General features: G+C 69.6%; 13 protein-coding genes. All 13 read left to right on the top strand.

Going from position 1 to position 16,144, the window contains the following annotated elements; translation table 11 throughout:
* Nucleotides 1-428: 428 nt before the first annotated feature.
* The 13 genes from nrtL (at nt 429) to glyA (ending at nt 16,046) form a co-directional block, all read left to right on the top strand.
* Nucleotides 429-1,544: an ArgS-related anticodon-binding protein NrtL gene (nrtL, locus tag ACFWP7_RS19225; protein WP_384382727.1), complete on the top strand. Its 1,116-nt coding sequence runs from the start codon at nt 429-431 to the stop codon at nt 1,542-1,544.
* Nucleotides 1,545-1,637: 93 nt separating this feature from the next.
* Entirely contained in the window at nt 1,638-3,029 is a 1,392-nt protein-coding gene (gene lysA / locus ACFWP7_RS19220; RefSeq protein WP_384382726.1) for a diaminopimelate decarboxylase, read from the top strand.
* Nucleotides 3,030-3,231: 202 nt separating this feature from the next.
* The gene (locus ACFWP7_RS19215) at nt 3,232-4,530 is read left to right on the top strand and encodes a homoserine dehydrogenase (RefSeq protein ID WP_384382788.1); all 1,299 of its coding nucleotides are present in this window, start codon (nt 3,232-3,234) and stop codon (nt 4,528-4,530) included.
* Nucleotides 4,531-4,536: 6 nt separating this feature from the next.
* Nucleotides 4,537-5,595, top strand: a complete 1,059-nt coding sequence (thrC, locus tag ACFWP7_RS19210) for a threonine synthase (protein WP_384382725.1) — start codon at nt 4,537-4,539, stop codon at nt 5,593-5,595.
* A gap of 377 nt (nt 5,596-5,972) precedes the next feature.
* Nucleotides 5,973-6,902, top strand: coding sequence for a homoserine kinase (gene thrB / locus ACFWP7_RS19205; RefSeq protein ID WP_384382724.1), 930 nt, complete (start codon nt 5,973-5,975; stop codon nt 6,900-6,902).
* 388 nt (nt 6,903-7,290) lie between these two features.
* On the top strand, nt 7,291-9,363 hold the full coding sequence (gene rho / locus ACFWP7_RS19200; protein WP_384382723.1) for a transcription termination factor Rho: 2,073 nt from the start codon (nt 7,291-7,293) through the stop codon (nt 9,361-9,363).
* 358 nt (nt 9,364-9,721) lie between these two features.
* Nucleotides 9,722-10,861, top strand: a complete 1,140-nt coding sequence (locus tag ACFWP7_RS19195; protein ID WP_384382722.1) for an LCP family protein — start codon at nt 9,722-9,724, stop codon at nt 10,859-10,861.
* Between the two features lie 149 nt (nt 10,862-11,010).
* The gene (gene rpmE, locus ACFWP7_RS19190; RefSeq protein ID WP_365441023.1) at nt 11,011-11,232 is read left to right on the top strand and encodes a 50S ribosomal protein L31; all 222 of its coding nucleotides are present in this window, start codon (nt 11,011-11,013) and stop codon (nt 11,230-11,232) included.
* Between the two features lie 134 nt (nt 11,233-11,366).
* Nucleotides 11,367-12,443, top strand: a complete 1,077-nt coding sequence (gene prfA, locus ACFWP7_RS19185; protein ID WP_384382721.1) for a peptide chain release factor 1 — start codon at nt 11,367-11,369, stop codon at nt 12,441-12,443.
* 45 nt (nt 12,444-12,488) lie between these two features.
* Entirely contained in the window at nt 12,489-13,334 is an 846-nt protein-coding gene (prmC, locus tag ACFWP7_RS19180) for a peptide chain release factor N(5)-glutamine methyltransferase (RefSeq protein WP_384382720.1), read from the top strand.
* A gap of 53 nt (nt 13,335-13,387) precedes the next feature.
* Complete coding sequence (locus tag ACFWP7_RS19175) at nt 13,388-14,035, top strand: L-threonylcarbamoyladenylate synthase (RefSeq protein ID WP_384382719.1); 648 nt, start codon at nt 13,388-13,390, stop codon at nt 14,033-14,035.
* The gene (locus ACFWP7_RS19170; protein ID WP_365441015.1) at nt 14,032-14,697 is read left to right on the top strand and encodes a protein-tyrosine-phosphatase; all 666 of its coding nucleotides are present in this window, start codon (nt 14,032-14,034) and stop codon (nt 14,695-14,697) included. The genes ACFWP7_RS19175 and ACFWP7_RS19170 overlap by 4 nt, the downstream gene beginning before the upstream one ends.
* A gap of 110 nt (nt 14,698-14,807) precedes the next feature.
* Nucleotides 14,808-16,046 carry a serine hydroxymethyltransferase gene (glyA, locus tag ACFWP7_RS19165; RefSeq protein WP_384382718.1) on the top strand — a complete coding sequence of 413 codons (1,239 nt, stop codon included), beginning with the start codon at nt 14,808-14,810 and terminating at the stop codon, nt 16,044-16,046.
* The last annotated feature ends 98 nt before the right edge of the window (nt 16,047-16,144 follow it).

The raw sequence follows: 16,144 nt of genomic DNA, 5'->3' as shown, positions 1-16,144 counted from the left end.
TCGATCGCCGATGTGTCAATTGCCGGTGCATGAGTCACTGACGCATCAGGCAGCGACGTGCCGCCGATGGGTTATTTTCGGGCCACCGAGACGGGCCACCGAGACGGGGGGTCGCCTACACCGTCGCCAGCCGCGTCGGCAGCCGTGTCATCACCGGCTCCGTCACCGGCTCCATCAACGCATTCATCGATACCTTCATCCATACCTTCGTCAACGTCGTCGACCGAGTCGCGACCCGTCTCCGCCCCCGGCGCCCCTCCCCCCAACAAGCCCCCGCTCGTCGAAGCCGCCGCGACGCGATCACCCCCCGCTCCGCCCCCAGACAGCACCGGGTTCCCCGGCCCTCGGCCTCGCCCAGCTCGTCCACATTCCGGACCACCCCCAAACTGACTCGCCTACCCACCCCCCTCCTCCCCTAGGCTTGTCCCGTGACCCCCGTTGAGCTCTCCCGTACCGTGCTGCGCGCGGTGCGTCGTGCCGTGGACGAGGGGGAGCTGAGCGTGGTGGTGCCGGCACGGGTCGTGGTGACGGTGCCGGGGGCCGGGGGGTGTGGGGACTACGCCACGAACATCGCGTTGCAGCTGGCTCGGCCGGCCGGGCGGGCGCCGCGACAGGTCGCCGAGATCCTCCGGCCGCATCTCAGCAGCGCACCCGGTGTCGCGGACGTCGCGATCACCGGGCCCGGGTTTCTGAACATCAGCCTCGACCAGGGCGCTGCCCCCGGCACGCTCGTGTCCGAGATCCTCCGAGAAGGCAGCCGGTACGGGTACGGCGACAGCCTCGCCGGGCAGGTCATCGAGCTGCGCGTGCCGTACGACCTCCGTGCCGAGGTCGTCGCCGACACGCTCGTACGGATCATCGCCACCCAGGGCGGCCGTGCCGAGGTGCGGCATGCCGAGCCGGTCAGTCTCCGGCCCGTCCCCGCCCCCGAGGACCCCGCCCCCCTCGGCCCCGACGCCGCCCGTTGGGCCCTGCTCCACCCCGCGCCCCATGACCGGCCCCGGATCACCGCGGATCACCTCGTCCAGCGCGAGACCAACCCGCTCTTCCGCATCCGGTACGCCCACGCCCGCACCCGCGCCCTCAGCCGCAACGCCGCGAGCCTGGGCGTCGACAGCGCCGCCGCCGACGTATCCCAAGCGCCGGAGCTTCTCACCGTCCTCGCCGACGTATCCCAAGCGCCGGAGCTCCTTACCGTCCTCGCAGACGTACCCCGAGTGTCAGAGCTCCTCACCGCCCCCGAAGACGTACCCCAAGCAAGCACCGGCACAGCCGCACCCCGAACCTCAGACCTTCTCGCCGCCCTCGCCGAGTACCCCCGCGCCCTCAGCGCCGCCGCAGCCCATCGCTCGCCCGACCGGCTTGCCCGGCATCTCGTGACCGTCGCCGATGTCCTCCTGTCCTTCCAGTACACCGTGCTGCCGCTCGGGGACGAGAAACCCTCGGCCGCCCACCGGGCCCGGCTGGCGCTTGCCGAAGCCGCCGGGGTGGTGTTGGCCGGCGGCCTGTCCCTGCTCGGCATCAGTGCACCCGAATACCTCTGACACAGCAGACGATGCAGCAAACGATGCAGCAGATGACTCAGCAGACGACAAAGCAGACGACAAAGCAGACGACACAGTAGAAAGCCCACAGACATGAGCCGTTCCGCACACCCCGCCGGGCCCCGTCACGCCGATGTTCTGACCGACGGGCACTACACCGCTCCGCCCGCGGATCTCAACGCCCTCGAACCGAAGGTCTGGGCGCACACCGTCACCCGTAACAGGGACGGAGTCGTCAGCGTCGGCGGGATAGATGTGGCCTCGCTCGCCGAGGAGTTCGGCACCCCCGCCTACTTCATCGACGAGGCCGACTTCCGGGCGCGGGCGCGCGCCTGGCGTACCGCCTTCGGGCATGACGCCGACGTCTTCTACGCCGGGAAGGCGTTCCTGTCCCGGGCCGTCGTGCGCTGGCTGGACGAGGAGGGGCTGAATCTGGACGTGTGCTCCGGTGGTGAGCTCGCCACCGCCCTCTCCGCCGGTATGCCCGCCGACCGTATCGCCCTGCACGGCAACAACAAGTCCACCGAAGAGATCACCAGGGCTGTCGAGAGCGGCGTCGGACGTATCGTCCTCGACTCCTTCCAGGAGATCGTCCGTGTCGCCCACATCGCGCAGTCCCTCGGCAAGCGGCAGCGGGTGCAGATCCGGGTGACGGTGGGCGTGGAGGCGCACACCCACGAGTTCATCGCCACGGCGCACGAGGACCAGAAGTTCGGGATTCCGCTGGCCGGTGGCCAGGCCGCGGAGGCCGTACGTCGTGCCCTCCAGCTCGACGGGCTCGAACTCATCGGCATCCACAGTCACATCGGTTCGCAGATCTTCGACACCTCCGGGTTCGAGGTGGCCGCCCATCGCGTCATCGGACTGCTCAGGCAGATCCGTGACGAGCACGGTGTCGAGCTGCCCGAGATCGACCTCGGCGGCGGCCTCGGAATCGCGTACACCAGCGAGGACGACCCACGCGAGCCGCACGAGATCGCCAAGGCGCTGACCGAGATCGTCACCCGCGAGTGCGAGGCCGCCAAGCTGCGGACGCCGCGGATCTCCGTGGAGCCCGGGCGCGCCATCGTGGGTCCGACCGCCTTCACCCTCTACGAGGTCGGCACCATCAAGCCGCTCGACGGGCTTCGGACGTACGTCTCCGTCGACGGAGGCATGTCCGACAACATCCGGACGGCGTTGTACGACGCCGAGTACAGCGTCTCTCTCGTCTCGCGCGCGAGTGACGCCGAGCCGATGCTCGTCCGCGTCGTCGGGAAGCACTGCGAGAGTGGCGACATCGTGGTGCGGGACGCGTTCCTGCCCGCCGACCTCGCGCCCGGTGACCTCATCGCCGTCCCCGCCACCGGCGCCTACTGCCGGTCCATGGCCAGCAATTACAACCACGCGCTCCGCCCGCCCGTCGTCGCCGTGAGCGACGGCGAGGCCCGGGTGATCGTCCGCCGTGAAACGGAGGAGGACCTGCTCCGTCTCGACGTCGGCTGAGAGACGCCGACCAAGATACGCCGCCCAAGGGACACCGGCCGAGAGACATCGACCGACAAGCGCCACCAGAGGCGGAAGATCTCCGGTCTTCCGCCCTCGTAGAAATGAAATGGACGTCTCACGATCCGGACATGGGATAGAAAGTCCCGTCCGGTGAGTGAGACTGGTCCAACCGTGACGTAACAGGAAACGAGGTCGGATGATGCGTACGCGTCCGCTGAAGGTGGCGCTGCTGGGCTGCGGGGTAGTCGGCTCAGAGGTGGCGCGCATCATGACGACGCACGCCGACGATCTCGCCGCCAGGATCGGGGCCCCGGTGGAACTGGCCGGCGTCGCCGTACGCCGCCCCGCCAAGGTCCGTGAGGGCATCGACCCCGGCCTCATCACCACCGACGCGACCGCGCTCGTCAAACGGGGCGACATCGACGTCGTCGTCGAGGTCATCGGCGGTATCGAGCCCGCTCGTACGCTCATCACCACCGCCTTCGAGCACGGCGCCTCCGTCGTCTCCGCGAACAAGGCGCTGCTGGCCCAGGACGGTGCCGCTCTGCACGCCGCCGCCCAGGAGCAGGGCAAGGACCTCTACTACGAGGCCGCCGTCGCCGGCGCCATCCCGCTCATCCGGCCGCTGCGCGAGTCCCTCGCCGGCGACAAGATCAACCGCGTGATGGGCATCGTCAACGGCACCACCAACTTCATCCTCGACAAGATGGATTCGACGGGCGCCGGTTACCAGGAGGCGCTCGACGAGGCCACCGCGCTGGGATACGCCGAGGCCGATCCCACCGCCGACGTCGAGGGCTTCGACGCCGCCGCCAAGGCCGCGATCCTCGCCGGAATCTCCTTCCACACGCGCGTACGCCTCGACGACGTGTACCGCGAGGGCATGACCGAGGTCACCGCCTCCGACTTCGCCTCGTCGAAGGCGATGGGCTGCACCATCAAGCTGCTCGCCATCTGCGAGCGGGCCGCCGACGGCGCGTCCGTCACCGCGCGCGTGCACCCGGCCATGATTCCGCTGAGCCATCCGCTCGCCTCCGTGCGCGGCGCGTACAACGCGGTCTTCGTCGAGTCGGACGCCGCCGGGCAGCTCATGTTCTACGGGCCGGGTGCGGGAGGCGCGCCGACCGCGTCCGCCGTGCTCGGTGACCTCGTGGCCGTCTGTCGCAACAAGCTCAGCGGCACGACCGGGCCCGGCGCCTCCGCGTACGCCCAACTGCCCGTCTCCCCCATGGGTGAGGTCGTGACGCGCTACCACATCAGCCTCGACGTGGCCGACAAGCCGGGTGTTCTCGCCCAGGTGGCCACCGTCTTCGCCGAGCACGGGGTGTCCATCGACACCGTGCGCCAGCAGAGCCGACAGGACGGGGGCGGCGAGGCCTCCCTCGTCGTCGTCACCCATCGTGCGTCCGACGCGTCCCTGAACGGGACCGTCGAGGCGCTGCGCAGCCTCGACACCGTGCGGGGTGTCGCCAGCATCATGCGGGTTGAAGGAGAGTAACCAGCAATGACCCACCAGTGGCGCGGAATCATCGAGGAGTACCGGGACCGGCTGCCGGTATCCGGCAGCACGCCGGTCGTGACGCTCCGGGAGGGCGGCACGCCGCTCGTGCCCGCGCAGGTGCTCTCCGAGCGCACCGGGTGCGAGGTCCACCTGAAGGTGGAGGGCGCCAACCCGACCGGGTCCTTCAAGGACCGCGGTATGACCATGGCCATCTCGAAGGCCAAGGAGGAGGGCGCGAAGGCCGTCATCTGCGCCTCCACCGGCAACACGTCCGCGAGCGCCGCCGCCTATGCCGTACGCGCCGGGATGGTCTGTGCCGTGCTCGTGCCGCAGGGCAAGATCGCGATCGGCAAGATGGGCCAGGCCCTCGTGCACGGCGCGAAGATCCTCCAGGTCGACGGCAACTTCGACGACTGTCTGACGCTGGCGCGCGCGCTGTCCGACAACTACCCGGTGGCGCTGGTCAATTCCGTCAACCCGGCGCGCATCGAGGGCCAGAAGACCGGCGCGTTCGAGATCGTGGACATGCTCGGCGACGCGCCCGACATCCACGTCCTGCCGGTGGGCAACGCGGGCAACATCACCGCGTACTGGAAGGGGTACAAGGAGTACGCCGCCGACGGCATCGCCGCGCGGACCCCGCGCATGTGGGGTTTCCAGGCCTCCGGTTCCGCCCCGATCGTGCGCGGCGAGGTCGTCAAGGACCCGTCGACCATCGCCACCGCGATCCGTATCGGCAACCCGGCGTCCTGGCAGTTCGCGCTGGCCGCCCGGGACGAGTCGGGCGGGTTCATCGACGAGGTGACGGACCGTGAGATCCTGCGCGCCTACCGCCTGTTGGCCGCGCAGGAGGGCGTTTTCGTCGAGCCCGCGTCCGCCGCGTCCGTCGCCGGTCTACTGAAGGCCGCCGAGCAGGGCAAGGTCGACCCGGGCCAGACGATCGTCTGCACGGTCACCGGAAACGGGCTCAAGGATCCGGACTGGGCCGTCGCCGGCGCTCCGCAGCCGGTGACCGTCCCGGTGGACGCCGTCGCGGCCGCCGAGAAGCTCGGTCTCGCCTAACACCTCGCGTAAACGGAGAACACCCCGAGGGACACCCGACGGGGGGTGCACGGGGGGCTTACGACACGCATCGTGCGCCTCCCGTGCGCCCTATGTCGCCACAGAACCTGTCTTCGATAGGCTGTACTGAACCCGCCCGCCGCATATGCCGCGGTGCCGCCCTCGTTGTGGCCTTCGGGTGCTGACGTACACGTCAGGTTCGTAGCGCAAACCGTCCCAACATCCGTATCGTCGGCCCGTTCCACCTCCGTACCGTCAGTCGCTCCACCGTCGTATAGCAAGTCGCCCCACGTTCGTCTCGCACGTTTTCGAGAATCTCGTACGTCAGGCAGTTCAAGGTCTCGTACATCACGCAGCTCAAGGAGAGTCATCGAGCGATGGCCGGTCCAGCCTTCCGCGCCGCCGCCGTCCGGGTGCGCGTCCCCGCCACCAGCGCCAATCTCGGGCCGGGCTTCGACGCCTTCGGCCTGTCACTGGGGCTGTACGACGACGTGGTCGTCCGGGTGGCGGACGCCGGGCTGCACATCGACATCGCGGGTGAGGGCAGCGAGACGCTGCCGCGCGACGAGGGCCATCTCCTCGTACGTTCCCTGCGCACCGCCTTCGATCTGCTGGGCGGACAACCGCGCGGCCTTGAGATCGTCTGCGCCAACCGCATTCCGCACGGCCGGGGCCTCGGTTCCTCGTCGGCCGCCATCTGCGCCGGCATCGTCGCCGCACGGGCGGTGACCATAGGCGGGGAGACGAAACTCGACGACACGGCCCTGCTTGAGCTCGCCACCGAGATCGAGGGGCACCCCGACAACGTCGCGGCCTGTCTGCTCGGGGGATTCACGCTCTCCTGGATGGAGACGGGCGCGGCGCGGGCGATCAGGATGGAGCCCGCCGATTCCATCGTTCCGGTGGTTTTCGTACCGGGAAAGCCGGTTCTCACCGAGACCGCGCGCGGTCTGCTTCCGCGCACGGTGCCGCATGTCGACGCCGCGGCGAACGCGGGCCGCGCGGCCCTGCTCGTCGAGGCCCTCACCCGGCGTCCCGACCTGCTGTTGCCCGCCACCGAGGACCGTTTGCACCAGGAGTACCGCGCCCCGGCCATGCCCGAGAGCATCGCGCTGGTGGAGCGGCTGCGGGCCGACGGCATCCCCGCGGTGATCTCCGGCGCGGGCCCCACGGTGCTGGCCCTGGCTGACGGGGCGTCGGCCGACAAAATCGCCGATCTCGCAGGTCAGGGGTGGGCTGCCAATCGTCTGGATCTCGACGCCACGGGTGCGAGCGTGTTGCCGCTCGCACCCTCCGGTATCCATTAGAAGCGCGCGGTTACCGGATTTCGAGAGGGGGAATGTTTGTTGGATCCGGTAGTGTTAATCTCAAGTCTGCACCCGACCTCACCATGGCGAGGTGCTTCACGTCCCCGTTCGGGACACCCATTCTTCCGGGAGCCTCCCAAACTGCTTTGTGCCATGCATTGGGTGCTACGTGCTGAGCAGTGTTGAGCACGCTCCGGAACCGGCGTGACCGAGCCGATGACACCGCAATTCAGTGCCTCGGCTCCGGAATCGTCATCACCAGTTATTTCTTCCGCCGCGTTGGCGGACCACCGCCCCGGCACGGTCCGTACCAAAAGGACCAAATCCGGACAGCAAAACCGGTCGCCGTGCCAGACAGGCCGACGTCCGCTCCAGGGAAGGACCCTTCGTGAGCGACACCACCGATCTGATGGGCGCACGTGTCGAGGAGACCGTTGCCGCGCCCGCCACGGACGCCTCAGCGGCGCCTGCCTCCGGTGCAGGCTCCCGGCGGCGCCGCGGTACCGGCCTTGACGGCATGGTGCTGGCCGAGCTTCAGCAGGTCGCGTCCGGCCTCGGTATCAGGGGCACCGCGCGGATGCGCAAGAGCCAGCTGATCGAGGTCATCAAGGAGGCGCAGGCCGGAGGAGGCAGCGCGTCGGCGAAGGCCGACGCCACCGCCGAGACCAAGCCGAAGCGCCGCGCCACCTCGAAGGCCCGTACGGGCGTTGAGGCCGTCGCGGCCGAGGCCAAGGCCGAGCAGCCCGCCGCCGAAAAGGCCGTGGCCCAGCAGCAGATCGACATTCCCGGCCAGCCCGCCGGTGGCCCCTCCCGAGCGAGCGAGGCCGAGGACGCCCCCGTGGGCGAGCGCCGTCGTCGCCGCGCCGTCGCCGAGGCCGGCAGCCCCGAGACGGTCACCGCCGAGGCGAAGAGCGAGCCGAAGACGGAGACCCTGGTCGAGGCCAAGGCCGACGCGGGTGACGGCGAGGGCCGACAGGGCCGCCGTGACCGTCGTGACCGCGACCGTGGTGGCCGTGACCGCGACCGCCGGGCCGGCAAGACCGACGAGCAGCAGGGCCAGGGTGGTCAGGCCCAGAGTGGCCAGGGACAGAGCGGCGGCCAGCAGCGCCAGGACCGTCAGGACCGGCAGCAGCAGAGCCAGGGCGGCCGTCAGGATCGCCAGGACCGGCAGCAGCGCGACAACGGCCCGCAGCGTGACAACGGCCCCCAGGACGACGACGAGTTCGGCGATGGCCGGCGCGGTCGGCGCGGCCGTTACCGGGACCGTCGTGGCCGTCGTGGCCGCGAGGACTTCGGCCCGAACGAGCCGCAGGTCGCCGACGACGACGTCCTGATCCCCGTCGCGGGCATCCTGGACATCCTCGACAACTACGCGTTCATCCGTACGTCCGGCTACCTGCCGGGTCCGAACGACGTGTACGTCTCCCTCGCCCAGGTCCGCAAGAACGGTCTGCGCAAGGGCGACCACGTCACGGGCGCGGTCCGCCAGCCCAAGGACGGCGAGCGCCGCGAGAAGTTCAACGCGCTGGTCCGCCTCGACTCCGCGAACGGCATGGCCGCCGAATCGGGCCGTGGCCGCCCGGAGTTCAACAAGCTGACGCCCCTTTACCCGCAGGACCGGCTCCGTCTGGAGACCGACCCGGGCGTGCTGACGACCCGCATCATCGACCTCGTCGCGCCGATCGGTAAGGGCCAGCGTGGTCTGATCGTGGCCCCGCCGAAGACCGGCAAGACCATGATCCTGCAGGCGGTCGCCAACGCGATCACCGTCAACAACCCCGAGTGCCACCTGATGGTCGTCCTGGTCGACGAGCGTCCGGAAGAGGTCACGGACATGCAGCGGTCGGTGAAGGGCGAGGTCATCTCCTCGACCTTCGACCGCCCGGCCGAGGACCACACCACGGTCGCCGAGCTCGCCATCGAGCGGGCCAAGCGTCTGGTGGAGCTGGGTCACGATGTCGTCGTACTGCTCGACTCGATCACGCGTCTGGGCCGTGCGTACAACCTCGCCGCCCCCGCCTCCGGCCGCATCCTGTCCGGTGGTGTCGACTCGACCGCGCTGTACCCGCCGAAGCGCTTCTTCGGTGCCGCGCGCAACATCGAGGACGGCGGCTCGCTGACCATCCTGGCCACCGCGCTCGTCGACACCGGCTCGCGCATGGACGAGGTGATCTTCGAGGAGTTCAAGGGCACCGGCAACATGGAGCTCAAGCTCGACCGGAAGCTCGCCGACAAGCGCATCTTCCCGGCGGTCGACGTCGACCCGTCGGGCACGCGCAAGGAGGAGATCCTCCTCAACCCGGAGGAGCTCGCCATCGTCTGGAAGCTGCGCCGGGTGCTGCACGCGCTCGACTCGCAGCAGGCCATCGAGCTCCTGCTGGACAAGATGAAGCAGACGAAGTCCAACGCCGAGTTCCTGATGCAGATCGCGAAGACGACGCCGGGCAACGGCAACGACTGATCCGAACCCTGCGGAACCCGAGGGCCGCCCCCGTCACTCCGGTGACGGGGGCGGCCCTGTGCGTGGCACCGGCCGACAGGCGATCAGCGAGATCTTTGCCACAGGAGCCGGGATCGGTGCCGATTTCGAACAGCACGGCTAATTCAGCTGAAATCGCAGGTGAGCGGGGGTTCCCATGGACTCCCCGGTGACCCACTGTGCCCGTATGCCCACAACTTGGGCACAGAGCGTCGTGCAACCCTTGCCCGAGTTTCCCCGTCTGACCGTACGGAGTGACCATGGAGGTGCATGTGTCACGACGAACGGGCCTGAGCCTGAAAGCAGGGGGTAACCGACCCGAACAAGGACTGAGGAGCACATGCCTGCCGAGAGCACGTCGGAACCCGGCATATCCGGGGAGTCCGGCACCAGCGCCCCGCGCCACCGCGCGAAGGGCCGCCGCCGCAAGGCCCGCAGCAAGCGCCGCAAGGGCCTGCTGATCACGGCCTGGGTCGCGGCGGGCATCGTCGTGCTGGGCGGCACCGGCGCCGGATACCTGTACTTCAAGCTCAACGGAAACATCAAGAGCGTCGACATCAACCAGGTCCTTGGCACGGACCGGCCGGCGAAGGTCGACAACGGCTCCGAGAACATCCTGGTCCTGGGCTCCGACACCCGCTCCGGCTCCAACGAGAAGCTGGGCGGCGGCACCGACGACGGCAGCGCCCGCTCGGACACCGCGATGGTCGTGCACGTGTACGAGGGCCACAAGTCGGCCAGTGTGGTCTCCATACCCCGCGACACCCTCGTCGAGCGCCCCTCCTGCACCGACGCCAACGGAGTCACGCACGACGCGGCCTCCGACGTCATGTTCAACTCCGCGTACTCCACCGGGGGCGCGGCCTGCGCCGTGAAGACCGTCGAGTCCATGAGCGGGATCCGCATGGACCACTACATCGAGGTCGACTTCAGCGGCTTCCAGAAGCTCATCGACGACCTGGGCGGCGTGAAGATCACCACCACCCAGGACATCAACGACCCCGACAGCCACCTGAACCTCACGGCCGGCACCCACACCCTCGACGGCGAGCAGGCGCTCGGCCTGGTCCGCACCCGGCACGGCGTCGGTGACGGCTCCGACCTCGGCCGGATCCAGCTCCAGCAGGCGTTCATCAAGGCCCTGATGAACCAGGTCAAGAGCATCGGCCTGCTGACCAGCCCGACCAAGCTGCTCGAACTCGCCGACACCGCCACCAGCGCCATCACCACCGACTCCGACCTGAAGTCCGTCAACGACCTGGTGTCCTTCGCGGGCGGCCTCAAGGGCATCAGCTCCTCGAAGATGACCATGGTGACGATGCCGGTCCAGTACGACAGCGCGAACGCCAACCGCGTGCTCATCGACGAGGCCAAGGACAAGCTGGTCTGGGACGCCCTGAAGAACGACCAGGTGATCCCGAAGTCCGCCACCGAGGGCACTGCCACGGGCACCGCGAAGGACGTCGTCAGCGCCGGCTGAGCTGCACCGGGAAGCTCCCGGGAATAGATCATGGCGCCCCCCGGTTTTGGGGGATGCGGCCAGTCCTGGCAGACTGGTACGTCGGCTCCGGTTCACGCACCCGCAATCCGCGGCGGCGACCCGGCGCCCTCCCGAAACTAGGAGACACCTTGAAGCGCGACATCCACCCCGAGTACGTCGAGACGCAGGTCAGCTGCACCTGTGGCGCGTCGTTCACCACCCGTAGCACGATCTCCAGCGGCACCGTCCGTGCCGAGGTCTGCTCCGAGTGCCACCCGTTCTACACGGGCAAGCAGAAGATCCTCGACACCGGTGGCCGCGTGGCCCGCTTCGAGGCCCGCTTCGGCAAGGCTGCCGCTGCCACGAAGTAGCGACCTCACAGCGCCGGTCTCCGGCGCCCCTGCACGGGGGCGTCGGGACCGGCGCTTTGCGGTGCAGCCCCCATTCGTTTTATCTACGTCCCCGAGCCCGTCACGGAGCCGGGGGCAGCCCATTGGAGCCGGAGATGTTCGAGGCGGTCGAGGAACTGATCGGCGAGCACGCCGATCTGGAGACGAAGCTCGCTGACCCGTCGGTGCACGCCGACCAGGCCAACGCGCGCAAGCTCAACAAGCGCTACGCGGAGCTGACCCCGATCGTCGCGACGTACCGCTCCTGGAAGCAGACCGGGGACGACATCGAGACGGCGAAGGAGTTCGTGGCCGACGACCCGGACTTCGCCGCCGAGGTCAAGGAGCTGGAGAAGCAGCGCGAGGAGCTGACGGAGAAGCTCCGGCTGCTGCTGGTCCCGCGCGACCCCAACGACGACAAGGACGTCATCCTCGAGGTCAAGGCGGGCGCGGGCGGCGACGAGTCGGCCCTCTTCGCAGGCGACCTGCTGCGCATGTACCTGCGCTACGCCGAGCGCGTCGGCTGGAAGACCGAGATCATCGACGCCACCGAGTCCGAGCTCGGCGGCTACAAGGACGTCCAGGTCGCCGTGAAGACCAAGGGCGGCCAGGGTGCGACCGAGCCGGGCCAGGGTGTCTGGGCGCGGCTGAAGTACGAGGGCGGGGTGCACCGCGTACAGCGCGTGCCGTCGACCGAGTCACAGGGCCGCATCCACACCTCCGCCGCCGGTGTGCTGGTCACGCCCGAGGCCGAGGAGGTCGACGTCGAGATCCACGCCAACGACCTGCGCATCGACGTCTACCGCTCCTCGGGTCCCGGCGGCCAGTCCGTCAACACCACCGACTCCGCGGTACGCATCACGCATATTCCCACCGGAGTCGTCGCTTCCTGTCAGAACGAGAAGAGCCAGCTGCAGAACAAGGAGCAGGCGATGCGTATCCTGCGCTCCAGGCTCCTCGCGGCGGCGCAGGAGGAAGCGGAACGGGAGGCCGCGGACGCCCGCCGCAGCCAGGTCCGCACCGTCGACCGCTCCGAGAAGATCCGTACGTACAACTTCCCGGAGAATCGCATCTCGGACCACCGGGTCGGCTTCAAGGCGTACAACTTGGATCAGGTCCTCGACGGCGACCTGGACGCGATGATCCAGGCCTGCGTCGACGCGGACTCGGCCGCGAAGCTCGCCGCCGCGTAAGAGTTCCACCCACCTCATGACAACAGCTCAGCCCGGAGGACCAGCGTGAACCTGCTGCTCGCGGAAGTGGCCCAGGCCACCCAGCGGCTGGCCGACGCCGGCGTGCCCTCGCCGCGTAATGACGCGGAGGAGCTCGCCGCCTTCGTGCACGGCGTGAAGCGGGGCGAGCTGCACACCGTCAAGGACACCGACTTCGACGCCCGTTACTGGGAGGTGACCGCGCGCCGCGAGGCACGCGAGCCGCTCCAGCACATCACCGGACGCGCCTACTTCCGGTACCTGGAACTCCAGGTCGGGCCAGGGGTGTTCGTGCCGCGTCCGGAGACCGAGTCCGTCGTCGGCTGGGCCATAGACGCCGTGCGCGCCATGGATGTCGTGGAGCCGCTGATCGTCGACCTGTGCACGGGCTCCGGCGCCATCGCGCTCGCCCTCGCGCAGGAGGTCCCGCGCTCCCGTGTGCACGCCGTGGAGCTGTCCGAGGACGCCCTCCAGTGGACCCGCAAGAACGTCGCGGGCTCCAGGGTCGACCTGCGCCAGGGGGACGCTCTGGAGGCCTTTCCCGACCTCGACGGCCATGTCGACCTGGTCGTCTCCAACCCGCCGTACATCCCGCTCACGGAATGGGAGTACGTCCAGCCGGAGGCCCGGGACTACGATCCCGAACTCGCCCTGTTCTCGGGGGAGGACGGCCTCGACCTGATCCGCGGCATCGAGCGCACCGCGCACCGTCTGCTGCGGCCCGGCGGCGTCGTCGTCATCGAGCACGCCGACACCCAGGGCGGGCAGGTGCCGTGGATCTTCACCGAGGAGCGGGGCTGGGCCGACGCGGCCGACCACCCGGACCTCAACAACCGGCCGCGGTTCGCGACCGCCCGCAAGGCGATGCCGTGAGCACGCGCATCGAGTTCCCCAGGCAGCAGTACGTGTACGAGGAGGACCGCTAAATGGCACGGCGATACGACACCAACGACGCGACCGACCGCACCACCGGTCTGCGTGAAGCCGCGTCCGCCGTCCGCCGTGGCGAGCTGGTCGTCCTCCCGACGGACACGGTGTACGGCATCGGCGCCGACGCGTTCTCCTCCGCGGCCGTCGCCGATCTCCTCGACGCCAAGGGCCGGGGCCGCAACATGCCCACCCCCGTCCTCATCGGCTCCCCGAACACCCTGCACGGCCTGGTCACGGACTTCTCCGAGATGGCCTGGGAGCTGGTCGACGCGTTCTGGCCGGGCGCGCTCACCCTCGTCGCCAAGCACCAGCCGTCCCTCCAGTGGGACCTGGGCGACACCCGCGGCACCGTCGCCGTGCGCATGCCGCTGCACCCCGTAGCCATCGAACTGCTCACCGAGGTCGGCCCGATGGCCGTCTCCTCCGCCAACCTCACGGGTCACCCCTCGCCTGAGGACTGTGACGCCGCGCAGGAGATGCTCGGCGACTCCGTCTCCGTCTACCTGGACGGCGGCCCGACCCCCGGCATCGTCCCCTCCTCGATCGTCGACGTGACCGGCAAGGTGCCCGTGCTGCTGCGCGAGGGGGCACTGTCGGCCGAGGAGCTCCGGAAGGTCGTACCCGACCTCGAGGTGGCGAATTGACAGCCCCTGACGCGGGGCGTGGCATAGGCACGGGGATCACGGGGGCCAACGGTTCTCCCAGGGGGTCCTTCCGCATCCTCCACGTCAGCACCGGGAACGTGTGCCGCTCGCCGATCACCGAGCGGCTGACCCGCCATGCCCTCGCGGACCGGCTCGGCGACCCCCTGTGGGGCGGTCTCATCGTGGAGAGCGCGGGCACCTGGGGGCACGAAGGCGCGCCCATGGAGACCAACGCCGCCACGGTCCTCACCGACTACGGCGCGGACCCCTCCGGCTTCGTGGGCCGCGAACTCCTCGACGACCACGTCATCCGCGCCGACCTGGTCCTCACCGCCACTCGCGACCACCGCGCCCAGGTCATCTCCATGGGCCACTCGGCGGGCCTGCGCACCTTCACCCTCAAGGAGTTCACCCGACTCGTACGGGCCATAGATCCCGCCACGCTCCCACCCCTTGAGGAGGGAGTGATCGAGCGCGCCCGCGCCCTGGTACGGGCCGCGGCGGCGCTGCGCGGCTGGCTCCTGGCCCCCACCGCGGAGGCGGACGAGGTCTTCGACCCCTACGGCGCCCCACTGCCGTTCTTCCGGTCCATCGGGGACGAGATCAACGAGGCGCTGGATCCGGTGGTGACGGCGCTCACGGGGGTACGTGCCCGTACGTAGGCCCTTGCCGGGGGCCCGCATGCCCCGGCGGACGCCGACACCGGGCGACCCATCGGTCCCGGTTCTACATTGGACGTAGCGCACCCCCACGCCGAGGTCCGGAGTCCACCATGCCGGTCACACACACGCTGGAAGCGGATGTTCTGCGTCGGCAGGACCCGGAGCTCGCCGAGATCCTGCTCGGCGAGCTGGCACGGCAGTCGACGACCCTGCAGCTGATCGCGGCCGAGAACTTCACCTCGCCGGCCGTGCTGGCCGCGCTCGGGTCGCCGCTGGCCAACAAGTACGCCGAGGGATATCCGGGCGCCCGCCACCACGGCGGCTGCGAGATCGTGGACGTCGCCGAACGGGTCGCGGTGGACCGCGCGAAGGCGCTCTTCGGCGCCGAGCACGCCAACGTGCAGTCCCACTCGGGGAGTTCGGCGGTCCTCGCCGCGTACGCCGCCCTGCTGCGCCCCGGTGACACCGTTCTGGCGATGGGGCTGCCCTTCGGCGGTCACCTCACGCACGGGTCGCCCGCGAACTTCTCCGGAAGGTGGTTCGACTTCGTCGGTTACGGCGTCGAGGCGGACACCGGCCTCATCGACCACGAGCAGGCGCGCGCGCTGGCCCGTACGCACCGCCCGAAGGCCATCGTCTGCGGATCCATCTCCTATCCCCGGCACATCGACTACGCGCTGTTCCGGGAGATCGCCGACGAAGTGGGCGCCTATCTCATCGTCGACGCCGCCCACCCCATCGGGCTCGTCGCCGGGGGAGCGGCCCCCAATCCGGTGCCGTACGCCGATGTGGTCTGCGCCACCACCCACAAGGTGCTCCGCGGCCCCCGCGGCGGCATGATCCTGTGCGGCGGCGAGCTGGCCGAGCGCGTCGACCGGGCGGTGTTCCCGTTCACCCAGGGTGGCGCCCAGATGCACACGATCGCCGCCAAGGCCGTCGCCTTCGGCGAGGCGGCGACCCCGGCCTTCACGGCGTACGCCCATCAGGTCGTCGCCAACGCCCGGGTGCTCGCCGGGGCGCTGGACGCGGAAGGGCTCGCGATCACCACCGGCGGCACGGACACCCACCTGCTCACCGTCGACACCGCGCCCCTCGGCGTCGACGGGCGCACCGCCCGCGGACGTCTCGCCGCCGCCGGGATGGTCCTCGACACCTGCGCGCTGCCGCATGGGGACGCGCGGGGGCTGCGGCTGGGTACGGCGGCGCTGACCACGCAGGGGATGGGGGAGGCGGAGATGGCGCGGGTCGCCGTACTCTTCACGAGTGTGCTGCGGGACGAGGCGGACGCGAAGGCGGTTCGTGACGAAGTCCGGGAGCTGACCAGCGGATTTCCGCCGTATCCCGGCTGATGCGGGGTAGACGGAACCTCGTGCACAGCCACTCGTGCAACCATCGTCGCTACCCGGAAGTCCCCAACCATATGCATGCATCGCTAAGGTGTGGGGCT

Source organism: Streptomyces sp. NPDC058470, assembly GCF_042721055.1.
Lineage (GTDB): Bacteria > Actinomycetota > Actinomycetes > Streptomycetales > Streptomycetaceae > Streptomyces.
The sequence above is the reverse complement of the archived record's forward strand: the minus strand, read 5'-3'. Positions and strand labels throughout refer to the sequence as shown.